Origin of the sequence: Sphingomonas populi (genome assembly GCF_004208535.1) — a bacterium.
Lineage (GTDB): Bacteria > Pseudomonadota > Alphaproteobacteria > Sphingomonadales > Sphingomonadaceae > Sphingomonas > Sphingomonas populi.
In genome coordinates this window covers 1-17,690 of sequence record NZ_SGIS01000007.1, presented here as the reverse complement: position 1 = coordinate 17,690, position 17,690 = coordinate 1, and the positions used below count along the sequence as shown (strand labels likewise).

Genomic DNA, 17,690 nt, shown 5'->3' with positions numbered 1-17,690 from the left:
CGGCGAAGGCCGGGGCCGTTGTGTGTTGGGCGCCCCGCTCGCCACATTACGCAGCGGCCCCGGCCTTCGCCGGGGCGACGGTTGGGGGGCTAAGGGCGGCTCACCAGCAATTTGTCGATGCGGCGGCCGTCGAGGTCGACCACTTCGAATTTCCAGCCCTGTTCCATGAAATGCTCGCCTTCGCCGGGCAAATGGCGGAACTTGGCGAGCGCGAGGCCGGCGACGGTGGCGTAGTCGCGGTCTTCGGGGAGGTCGATGCAGAGCCGTTCGGCGAGCGCGTCGGCGGCCATGTTGCCGGCGACGAGCAGCGAGCCGTCGTCGCGTTCGACCACTGAGGGCGCGTCATCGGGATCGGCATCGGAGGCGAATTCGCCGGCGATCGCGGCGAGCAGATCGGCGGGGGTGACGATCCCTTCGAAATGGCCATATTCGTCGTGGATCAGCGCCATCGGCACTTCGGCCTGACGCAGCGCATCGAGCGCGTCCATCGCGTCGATCTGGTCGAGCACCACTGGCGCCGAGCGCATCAGCGCGCGCAGATCGAGCGGTTCGCCGCGAAACAGCGCGACCGCGACGTCGCGCGCCTGCACCACGCCGACGACCTTGTCGACCGAGCCTTCCGCCACCGGCAACCGGCTGTGCGAGGCGACCATCAGCGCGGCGCGCACGCCGGCTTCGTCGCCCCGGTCGCTCAGCGTAGCGTCGATCCATTCGACATCGGTGCGCGGCGTCATCACTTCGCGCACGGGCCGGTCCGCCAATCGCACCACGCCCGAGATGATCGAGCGTTCATGCTCCTCGATCACGCCCGACTTGCTCGCCTCGGCGACGATCAGGTGGAGTTCCTCGGCGGTGACATGCTCCTCGGTCTGGCGATCGAGCCGCATCAGCCGGAACAGCAGCGCGCTCGACGAATCGAGCAGCCACACCACCGGCGCGGTCGCCCAGGCGAGCGCCAGCACCGGACCCGCCGCCGCCGCCGCGATTCGTTCCGGCGCGCGCAGCGCGATCTGCTTGGGGACGAGCTCGCCGATCACCAGCGAGGCATAGGTGGTGAGGCCGATCACCAGCGCGAAGCCGAGCGATTCGGTGGTCGGCGCGGAGAGGCCGAGCCATTGCAGCCGCGCCGCGACCGGCTGCCCAAGGCTCGCGCCCGAATAGGCGCCGGCGAGAATGCCGATCAGCGTGATGCCGATCTGCGTGGTCGACAGGATCTTGCCGGGGTCGGCGGCGAGCGTCAGCGCGGTCTCGGCGCCGCGCAGCTTGGCGCGCGCCATCGCCTCCAGCCGCGCGCGGCGCGCCGAGACGATCGCCAGTTCGGACATCGCGAACAGGCCGTTCAGGAAAATCAACGCGACGATGATCGCGACGTCGATCCACGGGAAGGGGGAGAGAGGGTGCATGGCGCCGTATCTCCTTTGGCGCACAACGCGCCGCTTCACAACCGCCGTGCGCGGTCGATGCGCCTGCGGAACGGGGTTGCGCGGGCGCGGGTTTGGTGGTGCGGGTCGGCGGGACGTGTCACCGGGAACGAAAGGGATCGAAATCATGCGCCATCTCGCGCGCTTCACCACCGCTGCGGCGCTCGCGTCGTTGCTCGCCACCACCGCCTGCATGACCGATCCCGACACCGGCCGGCAGCGGCTGTCGAACGCCGCGATCGGCGGGATCGGCGGCGCGCTGGGCGGCTATCTGTTCGGCGATCTCGTCGGCGGGCGGCATGACCGCACCGCCAAGATCGCCGGCGCGGGCATCGGCGGCCTCGCCGGGGCCGCGATCGGATCGTATATGGACAAGCAGGAGCGCGACCTGCGCGAGCGCACCGCCGGCACCGAGGTGCGGGTGATTCGCCAGGGTGACGATCTGATCCTGTCGATCCCGTCGGGAATCAACTTTGCGTATAACAGCGACACGGTGGCGCCGGCGTTCCAGCACACGCTTGATGATGTCGCGCGGGTGCTCGGGCAATATGACCGCACCTATATCGACATTTACGGGCATACCGATGCGGTCGGGTCGGACGCGTATAACCAGGGGCTGTCCGAGCGGCGGGCGGTGGCGGTGGCGGACTATCTCGTCACGCATGGGGTGAAGGGCGCACGCATCGCGACGCGCGGGTTCGGCAAGACGCAACCGGTGGCCAACAACGCGACCGAAGAGGGCCGCGCCGCCAACCGGCGCGTGGAGATCAAGATCGTGCCGATCCCGGAGAGCGATCTGCGGTAACCCGCCCCTCCGTTCGTCCCGAGCGAAGTCGAGGGACCAGACCTAGGCGCAGGTGTCTCGACTTCGCTCGACACGAACGGTTGAGGGGCGTGGCTCGTCCCTTATCGCCGCGCCGCGAAGAAGTCGCGTAACAGCGCCGCCGCTTCGGCCTCGGCGATGCCGGGGTAGATTTCGGGGCGGTGGTGAATCGTCGGTTGCGTGAACAGGCGTGGGCCGTGTTCGATCGCGCCGCCCTTGGGGTCGCTCGCGCCATAATAGAGCCGGCCGATTCGCGCGTGGGCGATCGCGCCGGCGCACATCGCGCAGGGTTCGAGCGTCACCCATAGATCGCAGTCGCTCAGCCGGTCGTCGCCGATCGCGGCGGCGGCGGCGCGAATCGCGAGCATTTCGGCATGGGCGGTGGGGTCGTGGCCGGTGCGCGGCGCGTTCGCCGAGGTGGCGATGATCGTGCCGGCGCGGACGATCGCGGCGCCGACCGGAACTTCGCCGCGCGCGGCGGCGGCGGCGGCGGCATCGAGCGCGGCGCGCATCGGGGGCGGGACCGGGAACATCGCGTCCCCAATGCCCCGCCCGTCACGCGCGCGAAAGATTATTCGGCGGCGGCGTTGCTGGTGCCGTCACCGGGCTTGTTCATATGGACGGTCGGCACCGAGATCGTTTTCTGGGTGGTGCCGACGGTGGGCACGTCGACCACCTTGTTCTCGGTGCCGACCGACAGCGTCGCGACATTGGCGCTGACCGCCGGCGCGGTGCCGCCGTCGACATGGACGCTCGGCAGGCTGCCGGGGCGAGTCTGGAACGAGAGCAGGCCGAGCGATACCATTGCGATGACGATGACGGCGGCGATGCCGACCAGAGCTAACAAGAAGCGCATGAGAGTATCTCCCCAGGGACAATTCGAATCGTTACCGTAACCAACGCAAGGCTAAGCCGATCGTTGCATCTTAGTATAAGGCCCCAGAAAATCCCGGATCGGAGGCCGGTTGGGGGAGCGGGCCGATGCCGAACAGAGTCTGAATCGGTTGACCTGTTCGGACATCCCCGTTATGCGCCTGCGCCTTCACGGGATCACCCCAGCTTTCAGGATTACATCATGTCGCGGATTTGCGAACTGACCGGCAAGGGCCGGATGGTGGGGAACAATGTCTCCCACGCCAACAACAAGACCAAGCGCACGTTCCTGCCCAACCTGCAGAACGTCACCCTGATGTCCGAAGCGCTCGGCACCAGCGTCAAGCTGCGCGTTTCGACGCATGGCCTGCGCTCGGTCGAGCATGTCGGCGGGCTCGACAACTGGCTGGTCAAGACCAGCGAGGACAAGCTCTCGCTGCGCGCACGTCGCCTCAAGCGCGATGTCGCCAAGAAGCTCACGGTTCAGGCAGCCGCCTGATTCGCTTTACGGCCGGGCGGTCTTCGTATCGCCCGGCGCGTCTAGCCTGAACTTCAGCAGCAGACTGCGCTGAAGCACGGACTGGTTGTCGTCGGACACCAGCCATAGAATCGTGTGCCCGCCTTCCTGCGTCGCCGCGACCCCCTCGAAATTCTCGTGAATCAGCGGCGGCGCCAGCGTGGCGATCTCGCGTCCGCGCACCATAGCGCCGGGGCGAATCGCGGCGCGATCTATCACCACCAGTTTGTTGGTGAAGGTAAACGGCAGCTCGAAGCGGCGGTTGAGCACGATCAGCCGGCCATCGGGCAGCACGGTCATGTCGCTCGGGTCGAAATGCGCCGGCGGGATATAGCTGAACCGATAGCCGCGATTCGGCGCGCGCACCGGATCGCCGGTGAAGCGAATCGCCGCGCGGCCCTTGCCCTTCGGCCACGGGTCTTGCTCGCCGATCGTGATCGCGCCGCCGCCCCAGCCGGCTTTGGGCAGGAAGGTGAACGATTCGGCGCCCTCGTTGCCCGGCCATTTCGCCATCGCGCGCGGGGATGCCGCGCCGAGCGCGCGGCGCAGGTCGGGCGTGTAGCGCCACAGCATGTTGCTGTTCTCGAAGCCGGTGACGATGCTGCCGTCGTTCGGATCGACGCTCATCGATTCGCTGTCACGGTCGATCTTGGACCAGCCGGTGCCGGGGCCGGCGGGGAGATCGCCGAACGCGATTCGGCGCGGCCGCCAGTCGCCGCCAAGCGTAAACTGGACGATATTGCCGCCGTCGCTGAGCAACGTGATGCGGTGGTCCGGCGCGACGTGGAGTGAGGAGAAGCCGCCGAACGCCGGATCGGGGCTGGTGAGCCGCACGCCGCCGAGCCACACCAGCGCGCCGACGCGGGTGCGCTCCGGGTGCGCCGAATCGAGCGCGACGGGCGCGGTGTGGAGGATCGCGCGCTTGCCCATCAGCGGCAGGCGCGGTTCGCCGACCCAATCGGGGGTGAAGACCAGCGCCAGCAGACAGGACAGGAAGACACGCATCGCGGGGTGCCGTGGGCGATGCCGCGGCGCGGCGCAACGCTTTCGCATGATGAACAAAGGATAACGGACGCGTTCAGTCTTCGCTCAAAGCGACTCGATCATAACGGCATCATCGAAGGACGCGGCACCCCGCCGCTGACGTTTCGAACCGGATTTTCGGGAGAAGGACGATGATGAAAACACTTTCGCTCGCCGCTGCCGCGTTCGCCCTGACCGCCGGCGGCATCGCCGCCACGCCGGCCTCGGCGCAATATTACGGCGGTCGCCATTACGACAACGCCTATAACGATGCCTATCGTGACGGGTACAATCGCGGACCTTCGTACCAGTACGAGGATAGCGGCGGCTATTACGAGGGCCGTGGCTACAATGACGGTCGCGGCTATGATCGTGGTTACGACCGCCGCCGCTATCGCTCGAACCAGTGCAGCAGCGCGACCGGCACGATCCTCGGTGCGATCGCGGGCGGTCTGCTCGGCAACGGCATCGCCGGTCGTGGTGATCGCGGTCTCGGCACCGTGCTCGGTGCGGGCGCGGGTGCGCTGGCAGGGCGTGCGATCGATCAGTCGGATAACCCCCGGTATTGCCGCTGACGGGTAGAGGCGCGGGGCAACCCGCGCCGGTGCGCGAAGCGCACTACCCGGCACGGACGGCGGACGGGCATCAGCCCGATCCGACCGACGGCGACGACGTTGTTGTCGCTACGCTCCCGGAACGAAATTCGGTTTCATGCTTTTAACAGGCTTCTCCCGTGTGGCGTACCGGGATGGAGCGGGGAGCCAGTGCGGCGACGCATTGGCTCCCTAGCCGCTTACCAGTTTACCCCCGTGTTGCGTTTGGGGCCGAAGGGGCCGGTCGCGTGTTTGGTGGCCGCCCCTTCCTGTATTTCGAATGTGCGCGCTGCCTCTGCCCGTTCGTCCCGAGCGAAGTCGAGGGACATGGCCGGAGCGCAGGTGCCTCGACTTCGGCCCTTTGGGCCGAAGTTTATCCTGAGCGGCTGGCTTGCCAGCCAGCCGAAGGGCTCGGCACGAACGGTTGGGTGATATAGTTTTGGCGTGCCGACGGCGAAGCCGTCGGCCGGGTTCGGCTTGGCGCCGACCCGCCGGCCGTGCCGGTCGCGGGCGGGCCGGGCCAGCCCGGCCCTGCGCCCGTCAGTACATGTGCTGACCACCATTAATACTCAGCGTCGAGCCGGTGACGAAGCCGCCATCCTCCGAACACAGGAACGCGACGCCGCGTGCGATTTCGTGCGCCTGTCCCAAGCGACCGACCGGGATTTTGGCGACGATCTTCTCCAACACGTCGGCGGGCACCGCAGCGACCATGTCGGTATCGATATAGCCCGGCGCGATCGCGTTGACGGTCACGCCGGCGCGGGCGCCCTCCTGTGACAAGGCCTTGGTGAAGCCGTGGATGCCCGATTTGGCGGCGGCGTAATTGACCTGGCCATATTGGCCGGCCTGCCCGTTGATCGAGCCGATGTTGACGATCCGCCCCCATTTGCGATCACGCATGCCGGCGAACACCGCCTTGGCCATGTTGAAACACCCGCCGAGATTGGTGTCCATCACCTCTTTCCACATCTCATAGGTCATCTTGAGGATGGTGCCGTCGCGGGTGATGCCGGCGTTGTTGACGAGGATATCGACCGGACCGAGATCCTCCGCCACTTTGGCGCAACCGGCGAGGCAGGCCTCGTGATCGGCGACGTCCCATTTGTACGCGGCGATGCCGGTGCGTTCGGTGAATTCGCGCGCGCGCTCGTCGTTGCCCGCATAGGTCGCGGCGACGGTTACGCCGGCTTCCTTGAGCGCGAGGCTGATCGCCTCGCCGATCCCGCGCGTTCCACCCGTGACGATTCCTACGCGTGCCATGCTTCTCTCCCTACGATTGGCTGGTGATGACGCTAGGCGGCGGTGAGCCAGCCTTCAAGTTCCTGCCCAAGTATTTGCCGCAAAAGCTGCACCCCGATGGTGCTATCGTTGAGGCAGGGAAGATAGGCGAAATCCGTCCCCCCCGCCGCCAAAAAGGTATCGCGTCCGCGAATCGAAAGCTCTTCCAGCGTTTCGAGACAATCCGCCGAAAATCCGGGCGCGACGATCGCGACCTGTTTGATGCCTTGCCCCGGCAACGCCGCCAGCGTCGTGTCGGTCGCGGGTTCGAGCCATTTGGCCGGGCCGAAGCGCGACTGGAAGGTGATGGTGAGCGGCCGGCCGAGCGCCTCGGCGAGCAGCCGCGCGGTTTTCTGGCAATGGCAGTGGTACGGGTCGCCGAGTTCGAGCGTGCGCTTGGGCATGCCGTGGAAGCTGGCGAGGATCGTCTGCGGGGTGAAATCGAGCGTCGCCAGCGATGCCTCGACCGACTCTTTCAGCGCGCCGATATAGCGTGGATCGTCGTGATAGGGCGGCAGCGTGCGCAGCGCCGGTTGCCAGCGCATCGCCGCCAGCGTGGCGAAGGCGCTGTCGTTGGCGGTGGCGGTCGTCGCGGCGCAATATTGCGGATAGAGCGGCGCGATCAGGATGCGTTCGCACCCCGCCGCCTTCATCGCCGCGAGCCGTTCGGGGATCGACGGGTTGCCGTAGCGCATCGCCCAATCGACCGTGACGCCGTCGCCGAACGCGCCCTGCAGCGCGCGGGACTGTGCCGCCGTGATCGCGGCCAGCGGCGAGCCGTCTTCGCGCCAGACCTGACTATAGGCATGCGCCGACTTCTTGGGGCGGGTGTTGAGGATGATGCCGCGCAAAATCGGCTGCCAGAGCAAGGGCGAGATTTCGACGACGCGGCGATCGGACAGGAATTCGCCGAGGTAGCGCTTCACCGCGCGCGGCGAGGCGGCGTCGGGCGTGCCGAGGTTGACGAGCAAGACGCCGATGCGTGGCGGCGCGACGGGGGGATGGTTGGCGGGCAGCATCAGGGGGTTCCTACAGTCAGCGGCAGCGCGCGCAGCCGGGAGCCGGTCGACGCCTGCAAGGCATTGGCGATGGCGGGGGCGACCGCGGGCACGGCGAGTTCGCTCACCCCGCCGGGATCGGCCTCGCTCGGGATCAGTTCGACGGTGATGTCGGGGGTATCGGCGAGGCGCGGCAGGCCGAGATCGCGCAAGGTGCGCGCGTCGGCGCGATTTTCGCTGAACCCGGTCGATGCGCCGGTCGTCGCCGCCATGCCGAAGATCAGCCCGCCCTCGATCTGCTGGCGGACGAGATCGGGGTTGATCTGCCGCCCGCAATCGACCGCCGCGACGATGCGATCGACCGTGACCGATTGATCGTCGTCGATATGCGCCTCGGCCAGCACCGCGATATGGCTGCCGCGAAAGCTGTGGCAGGCGATGCCCTGCCCGCTGCCAGGGACGCCGCCCTCCCAGCCGCCGAGCGACGCGGCGGTCGACAGGCAGCGCGCGAGCCGCGCGTCGCCCCCTAACATGGCGATGCGGAACGACAGCGCCTCGGTGCCGGCGACATGCGCGAGTTCATCGATGAAGCATTCGGTGAAGAACGCGGTGTAGCTGTGCGCGCCCGAGCGCCAATGGCCGGTCGGCACGCCGATGTCGGCGGGGTGATGGTCGATCGCATAGGCCGGGATGCGGTAGAACGGGCGCGCGCCGGCCACCGAATAGCGATCGCCCGCGCCGGGTAGCGCGAGGAATGCGCGTGCGGCTTGATCGGTGGCGAGCAGTCGGCTGGCGAGTTCGTGGCCGGTCGCGGGCGCGGCGATCTTCGCCTGCCAGCCGAGGATCTGGCCGTTGGCGCCGAGCCGTGCCGCCATGCGCGCGCGGGCGGGCGGGCGGTAAAGATCGTGCTGGAGATCCTCGCGGCGAGACCAGGTGAGTTGCACCGGGCGCTTGAGCGCGCGCGCGAGCACCGCCGCCTGCTGTGCCGCGCGGTGATCGAGATTGGCGCCGAACGATCCGCCGATCAGCATCGGATAGACCGTCACCGCGCCTTCGGAGATGCCGAGCGCAGCGGCGGCGGCGGCGCGGGCGAGGCCGGGCGCTTGCGTTGGCAGCCACAGTTCGAGCTTGCCATCGTCGAGCCGCGCGGTTGCGGTCATCGTCTCGATCGCGGCGTGAACGGCGAGTCCGGCGCGGTATTCCGCCGTGACGAGGCGCGCGCCCTTGAACACCGGCGCGAGATCGCCCTGTGACCAGATGCGCGTGCCGTCACCGTTCAGCGCGGCGTCGAGTGCGGCGTCGATGCTGTCGGTGTTGATCGGCGCGCCCCGGATCGTGAAGCTGGGCGCGAGCGCATCGAGCGCGCGGTTCGCCGCCCACCAGTTGCTCGCCACCGCCGCGACCCAGCCGTCGTTGGTGACGACCGAGAGCATGCCGCGCACTTTGGCGGCGGCGGCACGATCGACCGAGAGCAGTTTCGCATCGCCGACCGGGGCCTGGCGGATCGCGGCGAACACCATGTCGGGCAGGCGGATGTCACCCGCGAAAATGGCCGAGCCATCGACCTTGGCGGGCGCGTCGAGCCGGGGCAGCGACTGGCCGGCAAGCGCGCCGTTTCCACCGCGCAGTGGCAGCGGATCGGGCAGCGTGTTGCTTGCGGCGCTCGCGGCGAGATCGCCGAAGCGCAGCCGCTGCTTGCCGTGGGTGACGAAGCCGGTCTCGGTGGCGCAGCCCTGCCAATCGACACCCCAGCGTTTCGCCGCCGCCTTGCACAACAGCACGCGCGCGGCGGCGCCGGCCTCGCGCAGCGGCGCTTCGAACGCGCGCACCGAGGTCGATCCGGCGGTGAGCAGCAACGCGCTGCGCTGGGCATGGCCTTCGCGCAAGGGGGCCGGCAGCGCATCGAAGTCGCCTTCGAACAACGTGTCGGCGGCGAGCGAGTTGGCATAGAGCGGGTTGAGCGGGGCTGGCTGCACCGCGACCGTGCGCCAGTCGGCGCCGAGTTCGTCGGCGAGGATCTGCGGGAGCGCGGTATAGACGCCCTGGCCGTGTTCGGCCTGCGGCACCGCGACGGTGACGGTGCCGTCCTCGCCGATCTTGAGCCACGCGTTGAACACAGTCTCGCCCTTGGCGCGCGGCAGGTTGGGCGCGTAGCTGCGCGGCCACACCGCCCACGCGACGACCAGCCCGATGCCCGCGCCGCCGCCGATCAACAGCCCGCGGCGGCTTGTCGTGCTTCCCTCTCCGCGCGTTGCCATCGTTCCGCTCTACTGTGGCTTTGAGGGGCCGGCCATACCTTTCACTTGTGCCTTGAAACTACGCCCATTCCCCAAAATATCCGTTCGGTTCGAGCAGCTTCGAGCGAAGCCGAGAAGCGCCCGTCGAGAACCGGTGGCTTGGGGCGCCTTCTCGACTACGATCTCGACTTCGCTCGACCCTCCGCTCGAAGCGAACGGAGTGGGTGGGGCGCGGGGTGGGTCGGGTAGGGCGGGAGGCGGGGCGGCGCTTCCGCACTTGGCCGTGGCCGCACCGCCGACTATGGAAGCGCACGAACGTTCGAGGACATGCGCTTGACCCTGATTGCCGCCGCCGCCGCGCTTGCGACGCCCACCCAGACGCATTTGCGCTTCGAGCAACTGCACCTGAACCCGGTCGCGCTCAGCCTCGGCTTCTTCGACATCAAATGGTATTCGATCGCCTATATCACCGGCATTCTGATCGGCTGGTGGTATCTGCTCAAGCTGATCGCGCAGCCCGGGTCGCCGATGGCGCGGCGGCATGCCGATGATCTGGTGTTCTACGCGACGCTCGGCATCATCCTCGGCGGGCGGCTCGGCTATGCGGTGTTCTATGCGCCCGAGATGTTCCTGCATCCGCTCAACATCCTGCGGCTGTGGGACGGTGGCATGTCGTTCCACGGCGGGATGATCGGCACCTCGCTCGGCATCATCCTGTTCGCGCGCAACCACAAGCTCGATTGGCTGCGCGTGCATGATTATCTCTCGTGCTGCGTGCCGTTCGGGCTGTTCTTCGGGCGGATCGCCAATTTCGTGAACGGCGAACTCTGGGGCAAGCCGAGTGATGTGCCGTGGGCGATCATCTTCTCGCGCGGCGGCGGCGAGATTCCGCGCCACCCGAGCCAGTTGTACGAGGCGGGGCTGGAGGGAATCGCCTTGTTCGCGGTGCTGTGGTTCTTTTTCTGGCGGACCAAGGCGCGCTACGAGCCGGGCAAGCTCGTTGGCATTTTCCTGATCGGCTATGGTCTGGCGCGCTTCACGGTCGAGTTTTTCCGCGAACCCGATTCGCAGTTCGCCGGCACCTTTTTCGCGACCACCATCCACATGGGGCAGGTGCTGACGCTGCCGATGATCCTTGTCGGCGCGTATCTGGTCGCCACCGCCAAGGGCCGCCGCACCCGCGTCGAGCCGATCGCGGGCGGGGAGAGCGTGGCTTGATATTCCCCTCCCACGCGTGGGAGGGGCTAGGGGAGGGCGTGTCCGCACACACGCCGCTCCCGTTTTGACAGGCCCTCCCCTAACCCCTCCCGCCAGCGGGGGGGGAACAGAAACGTCACTCGCCGATCGGCTCGCGCGCGCGATCACGCTCGCCGGGCCGATCCCGATCGCGCAGTTCATGGCCGCCGCCAACGCACACTATTATGCGACGCGCGACCCGCTGGGGGCGGGGGGCGACTTCACCACCGCGCCCGAGATCAGCCAGATGTTCGGCGAGCTGATCGGGCTGTGGGCGGCCGATCTGTGGGACCGCGCCGGGCGTCCACCGGTGGCGTGGGTCGAGTGCGGCCCCGGACGCGGTACGCTCAGCGCCGATGCGCTGCGCGCCGCCGCCAAGGCCGGGTTTGCCCCGCCGGTGCATTTCGTCGAGACCAGCCCGGTGCTGCGCGCCGAACAGGCCAAGCGCGTGCCCGCCGCGACATGGCATGACGATGTGACGAGCTTGCCCGAGGGCATGCCGCTGATCGTCGTCGCCAACGAATTCTTCGATGCGCTGCCGATCCGCCAGCTCGTGCGCGCGCGAGGCGGCTGGGCGGAACGGTTCGTCGCCTGTCAGGACGTGCTGTTCGTGCCGGTCGCGGGCAAGCCGGTGCCGGCCGAGATCATTCCCGAGGCGTTGCGCGATGCCGCGCCGGGGTCGATCATCGAGACTTCGCCCGCCAGCGTCGCGATTTTCCGCGCGCTCGCGCGGCGGATCGGCAGCCAGGGCGGAGCGATGCTGACGATCGATTATGGCTATGAAGGCCCGGCGATCGGCGACACCTTGCAGGCGGTGCGCGGCCACGCCTACGCCAATCCGTTCGAAACGCCCGGAGAGAATGACCTGACCGCCCACGTCGATTTCGCCACGCTCGCCGCCGCCGCGGTGAAGGAGGGCGCGCGGCCCTCGCCGGTGGTCGGGCAGGGCGCATTCCTGCGCGCGCTCGGCATCGACGCGCGCGCCGCCGCGCTCGCCAAAGCCGCGCCCGCGCGTGCGGACGGCATCGCCGCCGATCGCGACCGGCTGACCGACGATATGGGAATCTTGTTCAAGGTGCTTGCCGTTACCGCGCCAAGCTGGCCCGCGCCGGCGGGGTTTGCGGCATGATTACCTATCGCGATGCCCGCGCCGCCGATGCGCTGCCGTTGTCGGCGATGGCGCGGCGGTCGTTCGTCGAGACGTTCGGCACGCTCTACAGCGCGTCCGATCTCACCCCCTTCCTGAACGATGCGTTCGGCGCGAATGGCCTCGCCGCGCAGCTTTCCGACCCCGATTTCACCGTGCGGCTGGCGATCGACCAAGGCGAGATCATCGGCTTCGCCAAGATGGGGCCGGTGACGTTCCCCGGCGAATGGCGGCCCGACGCGGTCGAACTCTATCAATTCTACGTGCTCGGCCCCTGGCAGGGCCACGGCGTCGCGCAGGAGATGATGGACTGGGCGATCCGCCACGGGCGCGAGCATGGCGCGCGCGAGATCATCCTCAGCGTCTATGTCGACAATCACCGCGCGCGGCGGTTCTACGAACGTTATGGTTTCGAGGAGATCGGCGCCTATGCCTTTCAGGTGGGTGAGACGATCGACGATGATCGACTGATGCGGTTGGTGATATGACCATAGATGTGAATCGCGCGCGTGCGCTGGATGGTGTCGCGCATGGCTTTCTCGGGCGGCGCGGCGGGGTGTCGCAAGGGATGCATGCCGGGCTGAACGTCGGCATCGGATCTGACGACGATCCCGCCGCGATCGCCGAGAACAGACGGCTTGCGACCGAGGCGGTGCTGCCGGGCGCGACTTTGGTCACGCTGTTTCAGGTCCATTCCGCCGATACGGTGACGGTGCTCACGCCATTCGAGCAGGATGGGCGCCCGCGCGCCGATGCGCTCGTCACCGATCGGCCCGGCCTCGCGCTCGGCATCCTCACCGCCGATTGCGCGCCGGTGCTGCTCGCGGACCGCGAGGCTGGCGTGGTCGGGGCGGCGCACGCCGGGTGGAAGGGCGCGCTCGGCGGCGTCACCAGCTCGGCGATCCTCGCGATGGAAGCGCTGGGGGCGAAGCGTGAGCGGATCGTCGCGGCGATCGGGCCGTGCATCGCGCGCGCCAGCTACGAGGTCGACGATGCGTTTGCGCGGACGTTCGACGCCGCCGATCCGGCCAACGAGCGGTTCTTCTCGGGCGGACGCGCTGGGCACCACCAGTTCGACCTCGAAGCCTATGTCGCGCACCGCCTCGCCGAGGCGGGGGTGGCGCGAATCGAGATGCTCGGGCTCGACACGTACGGCGACGAAGACCGCTTCTTCAGCTTCCGCCGCGCGACGCATCGCGGCGAGCCTGGGTACGGGCGGCAGATTTCGATTATCGGTCTGGAATAGGTTCGCGCAGAGGCGCAGGGGACGCAGAGGGAATACCGCGCGCAGCGCTGCAAAATCTCCGCGCCTCCGCGTGAGATGGATTCACGCGGAGGCGCGGAGGCGCAGAGAGGGGTTGCGTCGCGCTCTCGCGTTTTGGCTGGATAACAGAGAGTTTTGAGAGGCTTCGCCTCAAGTCCGGCATCTCTGCGGCTTCTGCGCCTCTGCGCGAACCAATTTCGAGGATCGGCCTGAGGACGTCGCCCCGGCGGAGGCCGGGGCCGGCTCGTTGGACGCGAGCCGTTCGAACACGACGTAGCGGCCCCGGCCTCCGCCGGGGCGACGCGGATGCTGCTGCCTTTTGCCTGCAAGATCGTTACATCTGCAACAAGGCCCGCTTCAGCCGGGTGCGCAGGAGACGAATATGACCGACGAAACCGAAGCCGATCTCACCGGCGGCGTGCCGCAGCGCCGCGCCAAGCCAGCGCTCGAAGCGATCGGCGAGCGCAAGCTTTCGCCCGCGACACGAATGATGGGGCATGGCTATGATCCGATGTTGTCGGAAGGCTCACTCAAACCGCCGATCTTCCTGACCTCGACCTTCGTCTTCCCCAACGCCGCCGCCGGCAAGCGCCATTTCGAGGGCGTTACCGGCAAGCGCCCGGGCGGCGCCGACGGCCTCGTGTATTCGCGCTTCAACGGGCCGAATCAGGAAATCCTCGAAGACCGGCTCGGCGTGTGGGAAGAGGCGGAGGATGCGCTCGCTTTCTCCAGCGGCATGTCGGCGATCGCGACCTTGTTCCTCGCGATGGTGCAGCCGGGCGATACGATCGTCCATTCGGGGCCGCTCTATGCCGCGACCGAGACGCTGATCGCGCGCATCCTCGGCAAGTTCGGGGTGAAGTGGCTCGATTTCCCCGCCGGGGCGACGCGGGCCGAGATCGACTCGGTGATGGAACAGGCGAAGGGGCAAGGCCGCGTCGCTTTGATCTATTTGGAAAGCCCCGCCAACCCGACCAACGCTCTGGTCGATATCGAGGCGGTGGCGGCGAGCCGCGACGCGATCTTCGGCGACGCAGAGGAAAAGCCGCCGATCGCGATCGACAACACCTTCCTCGGGCCGCTGTGGCAGCAGCCGCTGCGGCATGGCGCCGATCTGGTCGTCTACAGCCTCACCAAATATGCCGGCGGGCATAGCGATCTGGTCGCGGGCGGCGTGCTGGGGACGAAGGCGCACATCAACACGATCCGGTCAATGCGCAACACGATCGGTACGATCTGCGACCCGCATACCGCGTGGATGCTGCTGCGCAGCCTCGAAACGCTGGAACTGCGGATGAGCCGCGCGGGCGAGAATGCCGCCAAGGTCTGCGCGTTCCTCGACGGCCATCCCAAGGTCGAGCGGGTTGGCTATCTCGGCTTTCTGGAGAAGCAGGGCGATGCGCGACAGGCCGATATCTACCGGCGGCATTGCATCGGCGCGGGCAGTACCTTCTCGCTGTTCCTGCAGGGTGGCGAGGTGGAAAGCTTCGCGTTCCTCGACGCGCTCAAGATCGCCAAGCTCGCGGTCAGTCTCGGCGGCACCGAGACGCTGGCGAGCCACCCGGCGGGCATGACGCACCTGTCGGTGCCCGATGCGCGCAAGGCGGCGCTTGGGATCACCGACAATCTGGTGCGGATTTCGATCGGCGTGGAGGATGCGGGCGATCTGATCGCCGATTTCGAGCAGGCTTTGGCGGCGATTTAAAACTGCATGCCGTTCGCCCCGAGCGAAGTCGAGGGGGCCTGCGGGAGCGCAGGTGTCTCGACTTCGCTCGACACGAACGGTTGGGGAATTGCGGCGCGATACTGTGCCTGCTCTACTACCGCGATGCGCTACCCCATCCTGCTCGCCGCCCTGCTCCCCGCCACCCTCGCCGCGCAAACGCCCGCGCCGATCGACGCGGTCGATCCGATGATCGGCACTGGCGGAGAGGGGCACACCTTCCCCGGTGCGACCGCGCCGTTCGGGATGGTGCAGCTCTCGCCCGATACCGACACACGCTGCGAGATTCGCGCGTGCTACAGCCATGCGGCGGGCTATCGTTACGAAGACCCGACCATTCAGGGGTTCAGCCACACGCATTTCTCGGGCGCGGGGCATAGTGATCTCGGCGATGTGCTGGTGATGCCGGCGGCAGGCACGCGGGTAGACCTCGATCCGGGCGACCCCAAACAGCCGGGCACCGGCTATCGCTCGCGCTTCGATCACAAGACCGAGACCGCGCATCCCGGCTATTACGCGGTGACGCTCGCCGACAGCAAGGTGCGCGCTGAGTTGACGGCGGGGACGCGGATCGGCGTGCATCGCTATACCTTCCCGGCGGGACAGGCTGCGCATCTGCTGATCGACCTGCGCTCGTCGCTTTATAGCTATCCCGGCAAGGTGTTGTGGTCGGGGCTGCATTTGCGACCCGATGGCGTGCTGACGGGGTTTCGCGAAACGCGCGGCTGGGCGCCGGGGCGCAAGCTGTATTTCGCGATGCGCTTCTCGGCGCCGCTCGCCGACCATGCCTTTGTCGATCGGGAAGAGAAGGTGCTCTACAAGGGCTTTCCGGGGCCGGGGCGCGGCAGCGACGTTTTGGCCGAGAAGCTCGGGCGGGCGCTGGAAGCGCGGCTTGATTTCGGTGTGCTCAATGCACCGCTTGAGGTGAAGGTCGCGCTGTCTGGCGTCGATGAAAACGCTGCCCTCGCCAATCTCGCCAGCGAGGCGGGGGATTTCGATGCGGTGCGGGCGCGCACCACCGCCGCTTGGGAGAAGGCGCTCGGCGCGGTGGCGATTGATGCGCCGGCGCCGATCCGCACAAGCGTTTACACCGCGCTGTACCACGCCTTGCTCGCGCCGAGCGTGTGGAGCGATGCCGACGGGCGCTATCGCGGGCCGGACGATCAGGTCCATCAGGCCAAGGGCTTCACCTTCCGCTCGACCTTCTCTTTGTGGGATACGTTCCGCGCCGAACATCCGCTGCTGACTTTGGTTCAGCCCGAGCAGACCACCGCCGATGTCGTGCAATCCTTGGTGGCGAGCCAGCAGGTGAGCCCCGATGGCATCCTGCCGGTGTGGCAGTTCGCGGGCCGCGAGACGTGGTGCATGATCGGCTATCATGCCGTGCCGGTGATCGCCGATGCGTATTTGAAGGGGCTGCGCGGGTTCGATGCCGATGCGGCTTTGGCGGCGATGGTCGCGAGTGCCGATCACCGTTCCTACGGGGGCTTGGGCGACTATATCGATCGCGGCTATGTGCCGATCGACAAGGAGCCGGAGGCGGCGTCCAAGACGGTCGAATATGCGTTCGACGACTGGAGCATCGCGCGGATGGCGCGGGCGATGGGCAAGACCGCGATCGCCGACCGGTTCGAGAAACGCGCGGGCAATTGGCGGAACAGCTTCGACGCGAAGAGCGGCTGGCTGCGTGCGCGGCTCTCGACCGGCGCGTTCCGCAGCCCGTTCGATCCGACCGCGATCAACTATGGTTCGGATTATACCGAGGGCAATGCCTGGCAATATAGCTGGTTCGTGCCGCAGGACGAGGCCGGGCTGATCGCGGTTCTGGGCGGCGACGCGAAGACGGTCGCCAAGCTCGACGCGATGTTCGATTTCGATATGACCAAGGTCGATTACAGCCATGCCGAGGATATCGCCGGGCTGATCGGCCAGTACATCCACGGCAACGAGCCGAGCCACCACGTCGCCTATCTCTACGACTACGCCGGCGCGCCGTGGCGGACTCAGGCGCGGCTGAAGCAGATCGTCGATAGCCAGTATAAGCCGACGCCTGACGGACTCGGCGGCAATGACGATCTCGGCCAGATGTCGGCGTGGCTGGTGTTCACCGCGCTCGGTTTCTATCCGGTCGCGCCGGGATCGAACCAATATGTCATCGGTCGGCCCTTCGTGTCGCGCGCGGTGATGAACCTGCCCAACGGCAAGCGGTTCACGGTGGTCGCGGATGGCCTGTCGGACGCGCACCCGTATGTCGGCGCGGTGACGCTGAACGGGACGCCGCTGACGCGGAGCTTCGTGACCGATGCGGAGATTCGTGGCGGCGGGGAATTGCGCTTCACGATGGCGGCCGCGCCGAACACGGCGTGGGGCAGTGGCAAGGCGTCGCGGCCGTTTTCGATGTCGGTGCGGTGATGCCCTTGCCGTGCGGATAGAAGCGGAACCGAACTCCCCTCCCTTTCAGGGCAGGGGAATCGCATTTGAGCTGGAGGGAGTAGCGCCGGGCAGGAAAAAGGATTCTGAAGCGTCTTCTGGAAAGACCGGGAGATGCAGGTGC

At 67.5% G+C, this 17,690-nt stretch carries 16 protein-coding genes; 9 read left to right on the top strand and 7 right to left on the bottom strand.

All coding sequences use genetic code 11. The features are described 5' to 3' along the window. Window positions 1-89 precede the first annotated feature (89 nt). Complete coding sequence (locus EWE75_RS06135) at window positions 90-1,403, bottom strand: hemolysin family protein (RefSeq protein WP_130155787.1); 1,314 nt, start codon at window positions 1,401-1,403, stop codon at window positions 90-92. Window positions 1,404-1,548: 145 nt separating this feature from the next. Here EWE75_RS06135 and EWE75_RS06130 point away from each other — a divergent pair, with 145 nt between their 5' ends. Then, window positions 1,549-2,226, top strand: a complete 678-nt coding sequence (locus tag EWE75_RS06130) for a YiaD family glycine zipper/OmpA-like lipoprotein (protein ID WP_130155786.1) — start codon at window positions 1,549-1,551, stop codon at window positions 2,224-2,226. A gap of 101 nt (window positions 2,227-2,327) precedes the next feature. On the opposite strand, the gene EWE75_RS06120 is transcribed toward EWE75_RS06130, so the two are convergent. Together EWE75_RS06120 and EWE75_RS06115 are read right to left on the bottom strand one after the other, a co-directional pair. Beyond that, a complete protein-coding gene (locus EWE75_RS06120) occupies window positions 2,328-2,756 on the bottom strand; it encodes a nucleoside deaminase (protein ID WP_130155900.1) in 429 nt (142 codons plus the stop codon). Between the two features lie 59 nt (window positions 2,757-2,815). Beyond that, window positions 2,816-3,100 (bottom strand): hypothetical protein, encoded by a 285-nt coding sequence (locus tag EWE75_RS06115; protein ID WP_130155785.1) that lies wholly within the window; start codon window positions 3,098-3,100, stop codon window positions 2,816-2,818. A gap of 219 nt (window positions 3,101-3,319) precedes the next feature. Here EWE75_RS06115 and rpmB point away from each other — a divergent pair, with 219 nt between their 5' ends. Then, a complete protein-coding gene (gene rpmB, locus EWE75_RS06110) occupies window positions 3,320-3,616 on the top strand; it encodes a 50S ribosomal protein L28 (RefSeq protein WP_069204077.1) in 297 nt (98 codons plus the stop codon). Between the two features lie 6 nt (window positions 3,617-3,622). Here rpmB and EWE75_RS06105 read toward each other — a convergent pair whose 3' ends face one another. Next, window positions 3,623-4,639, bottom strand: a complete 1,017-nt coding sequence (locus EWE75_RS06105; protein ID WP_130155784.1) for an esterase-like activity of phytase family protein — start codon at window positions 4,637-4,639, stop codon at window positions 3,623-3,625. A 170-nt stretch (window positions 4,640-4,809) separates the two neighbouring features. Here EWE75_RS06105 and EWE75_RS06100 point away from each other — a divergent pair, with 170 nt between their 5' ends. After that, window positions 4,810-5,232, top strand: a complete 423-nt coding sequence (locus EWE75_RS06100; RefSeq protein WP_130155783.1) for a glycine zipper 2TM domain-containing protein — start codon at window positions 4,810-4,812, stop codon at window positions 5,230-5,232. 558 nt (window positions 5,233-5,790) lie between these two features. On the opposite strand, the gene phbB is transcribed toward EWE75_RS06100, so the two are convergent. From phbB to EWE75_RS06085, 3 genes are read right to left on the bottom strand one after another with little or no spacing between them, the layout of a single operon-like run. Next, complete coding sequence (phbB, locus tag EWE75_RS06095; protein WP_130155782.1) at window positions 5,791-6,513, bottom strand: acetoacetyl-CoA reductase; 723 nt, start codon at window positions 6,511-6,513, stop codon at window positions 5,791-5,793. 32 nt (window positions 6,514-6,545) lie between these two features. Next, window positions 6,546-7,550: a ferrochelatase gene (hemH, locus tag EWE75_RS06090; protein ID WP_130155781.1), complete on the bottom strand. Its 1,005-nt coding sequence runs from the start codon at window positions 7,548-7,550 to the stop codon at window positions 6,546-6,548. Next, entirely contained in the window at window positions 7,550-9,787 is a 2,238-nt protein-coding gene (locus EWE75_RS06085) for a xanthine dehydrogenase family protein molybdopterin-binding subunit (RefSeq protein ID WP_130155780.1), read from the bottom strand. Before EWE75_RS06085 ends, hemH begins: the two co-directional genes overlap by 1 nt. A 306-nt stretch (window positions 9,788-10,093) precedes the next feature. On the opposite strand from EWE75_RS06085, the gene lgt reads away from it, so the two are divergent. The 6 genes from lgt to EWE75_RS06055 all read left to right on the top strand — a co-directional run bounded on the left by lgt (window position 10,094) and on the right by EWE75_RS06055 (window position 17,548). Then, window positions 10,094-10,984, top strand: a complete 891-nt coding sequence (lgt, locus tag EWE75_RS06080) for a prolipoprotein diacylglyceryl transferase (protein WP_130155779.1) — start codon at window positions 10,094-10,096, stop codon at window positions 10,982-10,984. Between the two features lie 178 nt (window positions 10,985-11,162). Further along, window positions 11,163-12,131 carry a class I SAM-dependent methyltransferase gene (locus tag EWE75_RS06075; protein WP_130155899.1) on the top strand — a complete coding sequence of 323 codons (969 nt, stop codon included), beginning with the start codon at window positions 11,163-11,165 and terminating at the stop codon, window positions 12,129-12,131. Further along, the gene (locus tag EWE75_RS06070; RefSeq protein WP_130155778.1) at window positions 12,128-12,637 is read left to right on the top strand and encodes a GNAT family N-acetyltransferase; all 510 of its coding nucleotides are present in this window, start codon (window positions 12,128-12,130) and stop codon (window positions 12,635-12,637) included. The genes EWE75_RS06075 and EWE75_RS06070 overlap by 4 nt, the downstream gene beginning before the upstream one ends. Continuing rightward, the gene (gene pgeF / locus EWE75_RS06065; RefSeq protein WP_130155777.1) at window positions 12,634-13,395 is read left to right on the top strand and encodes a peptidoglycan editing factor PgeF; all 762 of its coding nucleotides are present in this window, start codon (window positions 12,634-12,636) and stop codon (window positions 13,393-13,395) included. Before EWE75_RS06070 ends, pgeF begins: the two co-directional genes overlap by 4 nt. Before the next feature lie 400 nt (window positions 13,396-13,795). After that, window positions 13,796-15,118, top strand: a complete 1,323-nt coding sequence (locus tag EWE75_RS06060; RefSeq protein ID WP_130155776.1) for a cystathionine gamma-synthase family protein — start codon at window positions 13,796-13,798, stop codon at window positions 15,116-15,118. Between the two features lie 123 nt (window positions 15,119-15,241). After that, entirely contained in the window at window positions 15,242-17,548 is a 2,307-nt protein-coding gene (locus tag EWE75_RS06055) for a GH92 family glycosyl hydrolase (RefSeq protein ID WP_130155775.1), read from the top strand. The last annotated feature ends 142 nt before the right edge of the window (window positions 17,549-17,690 follow it).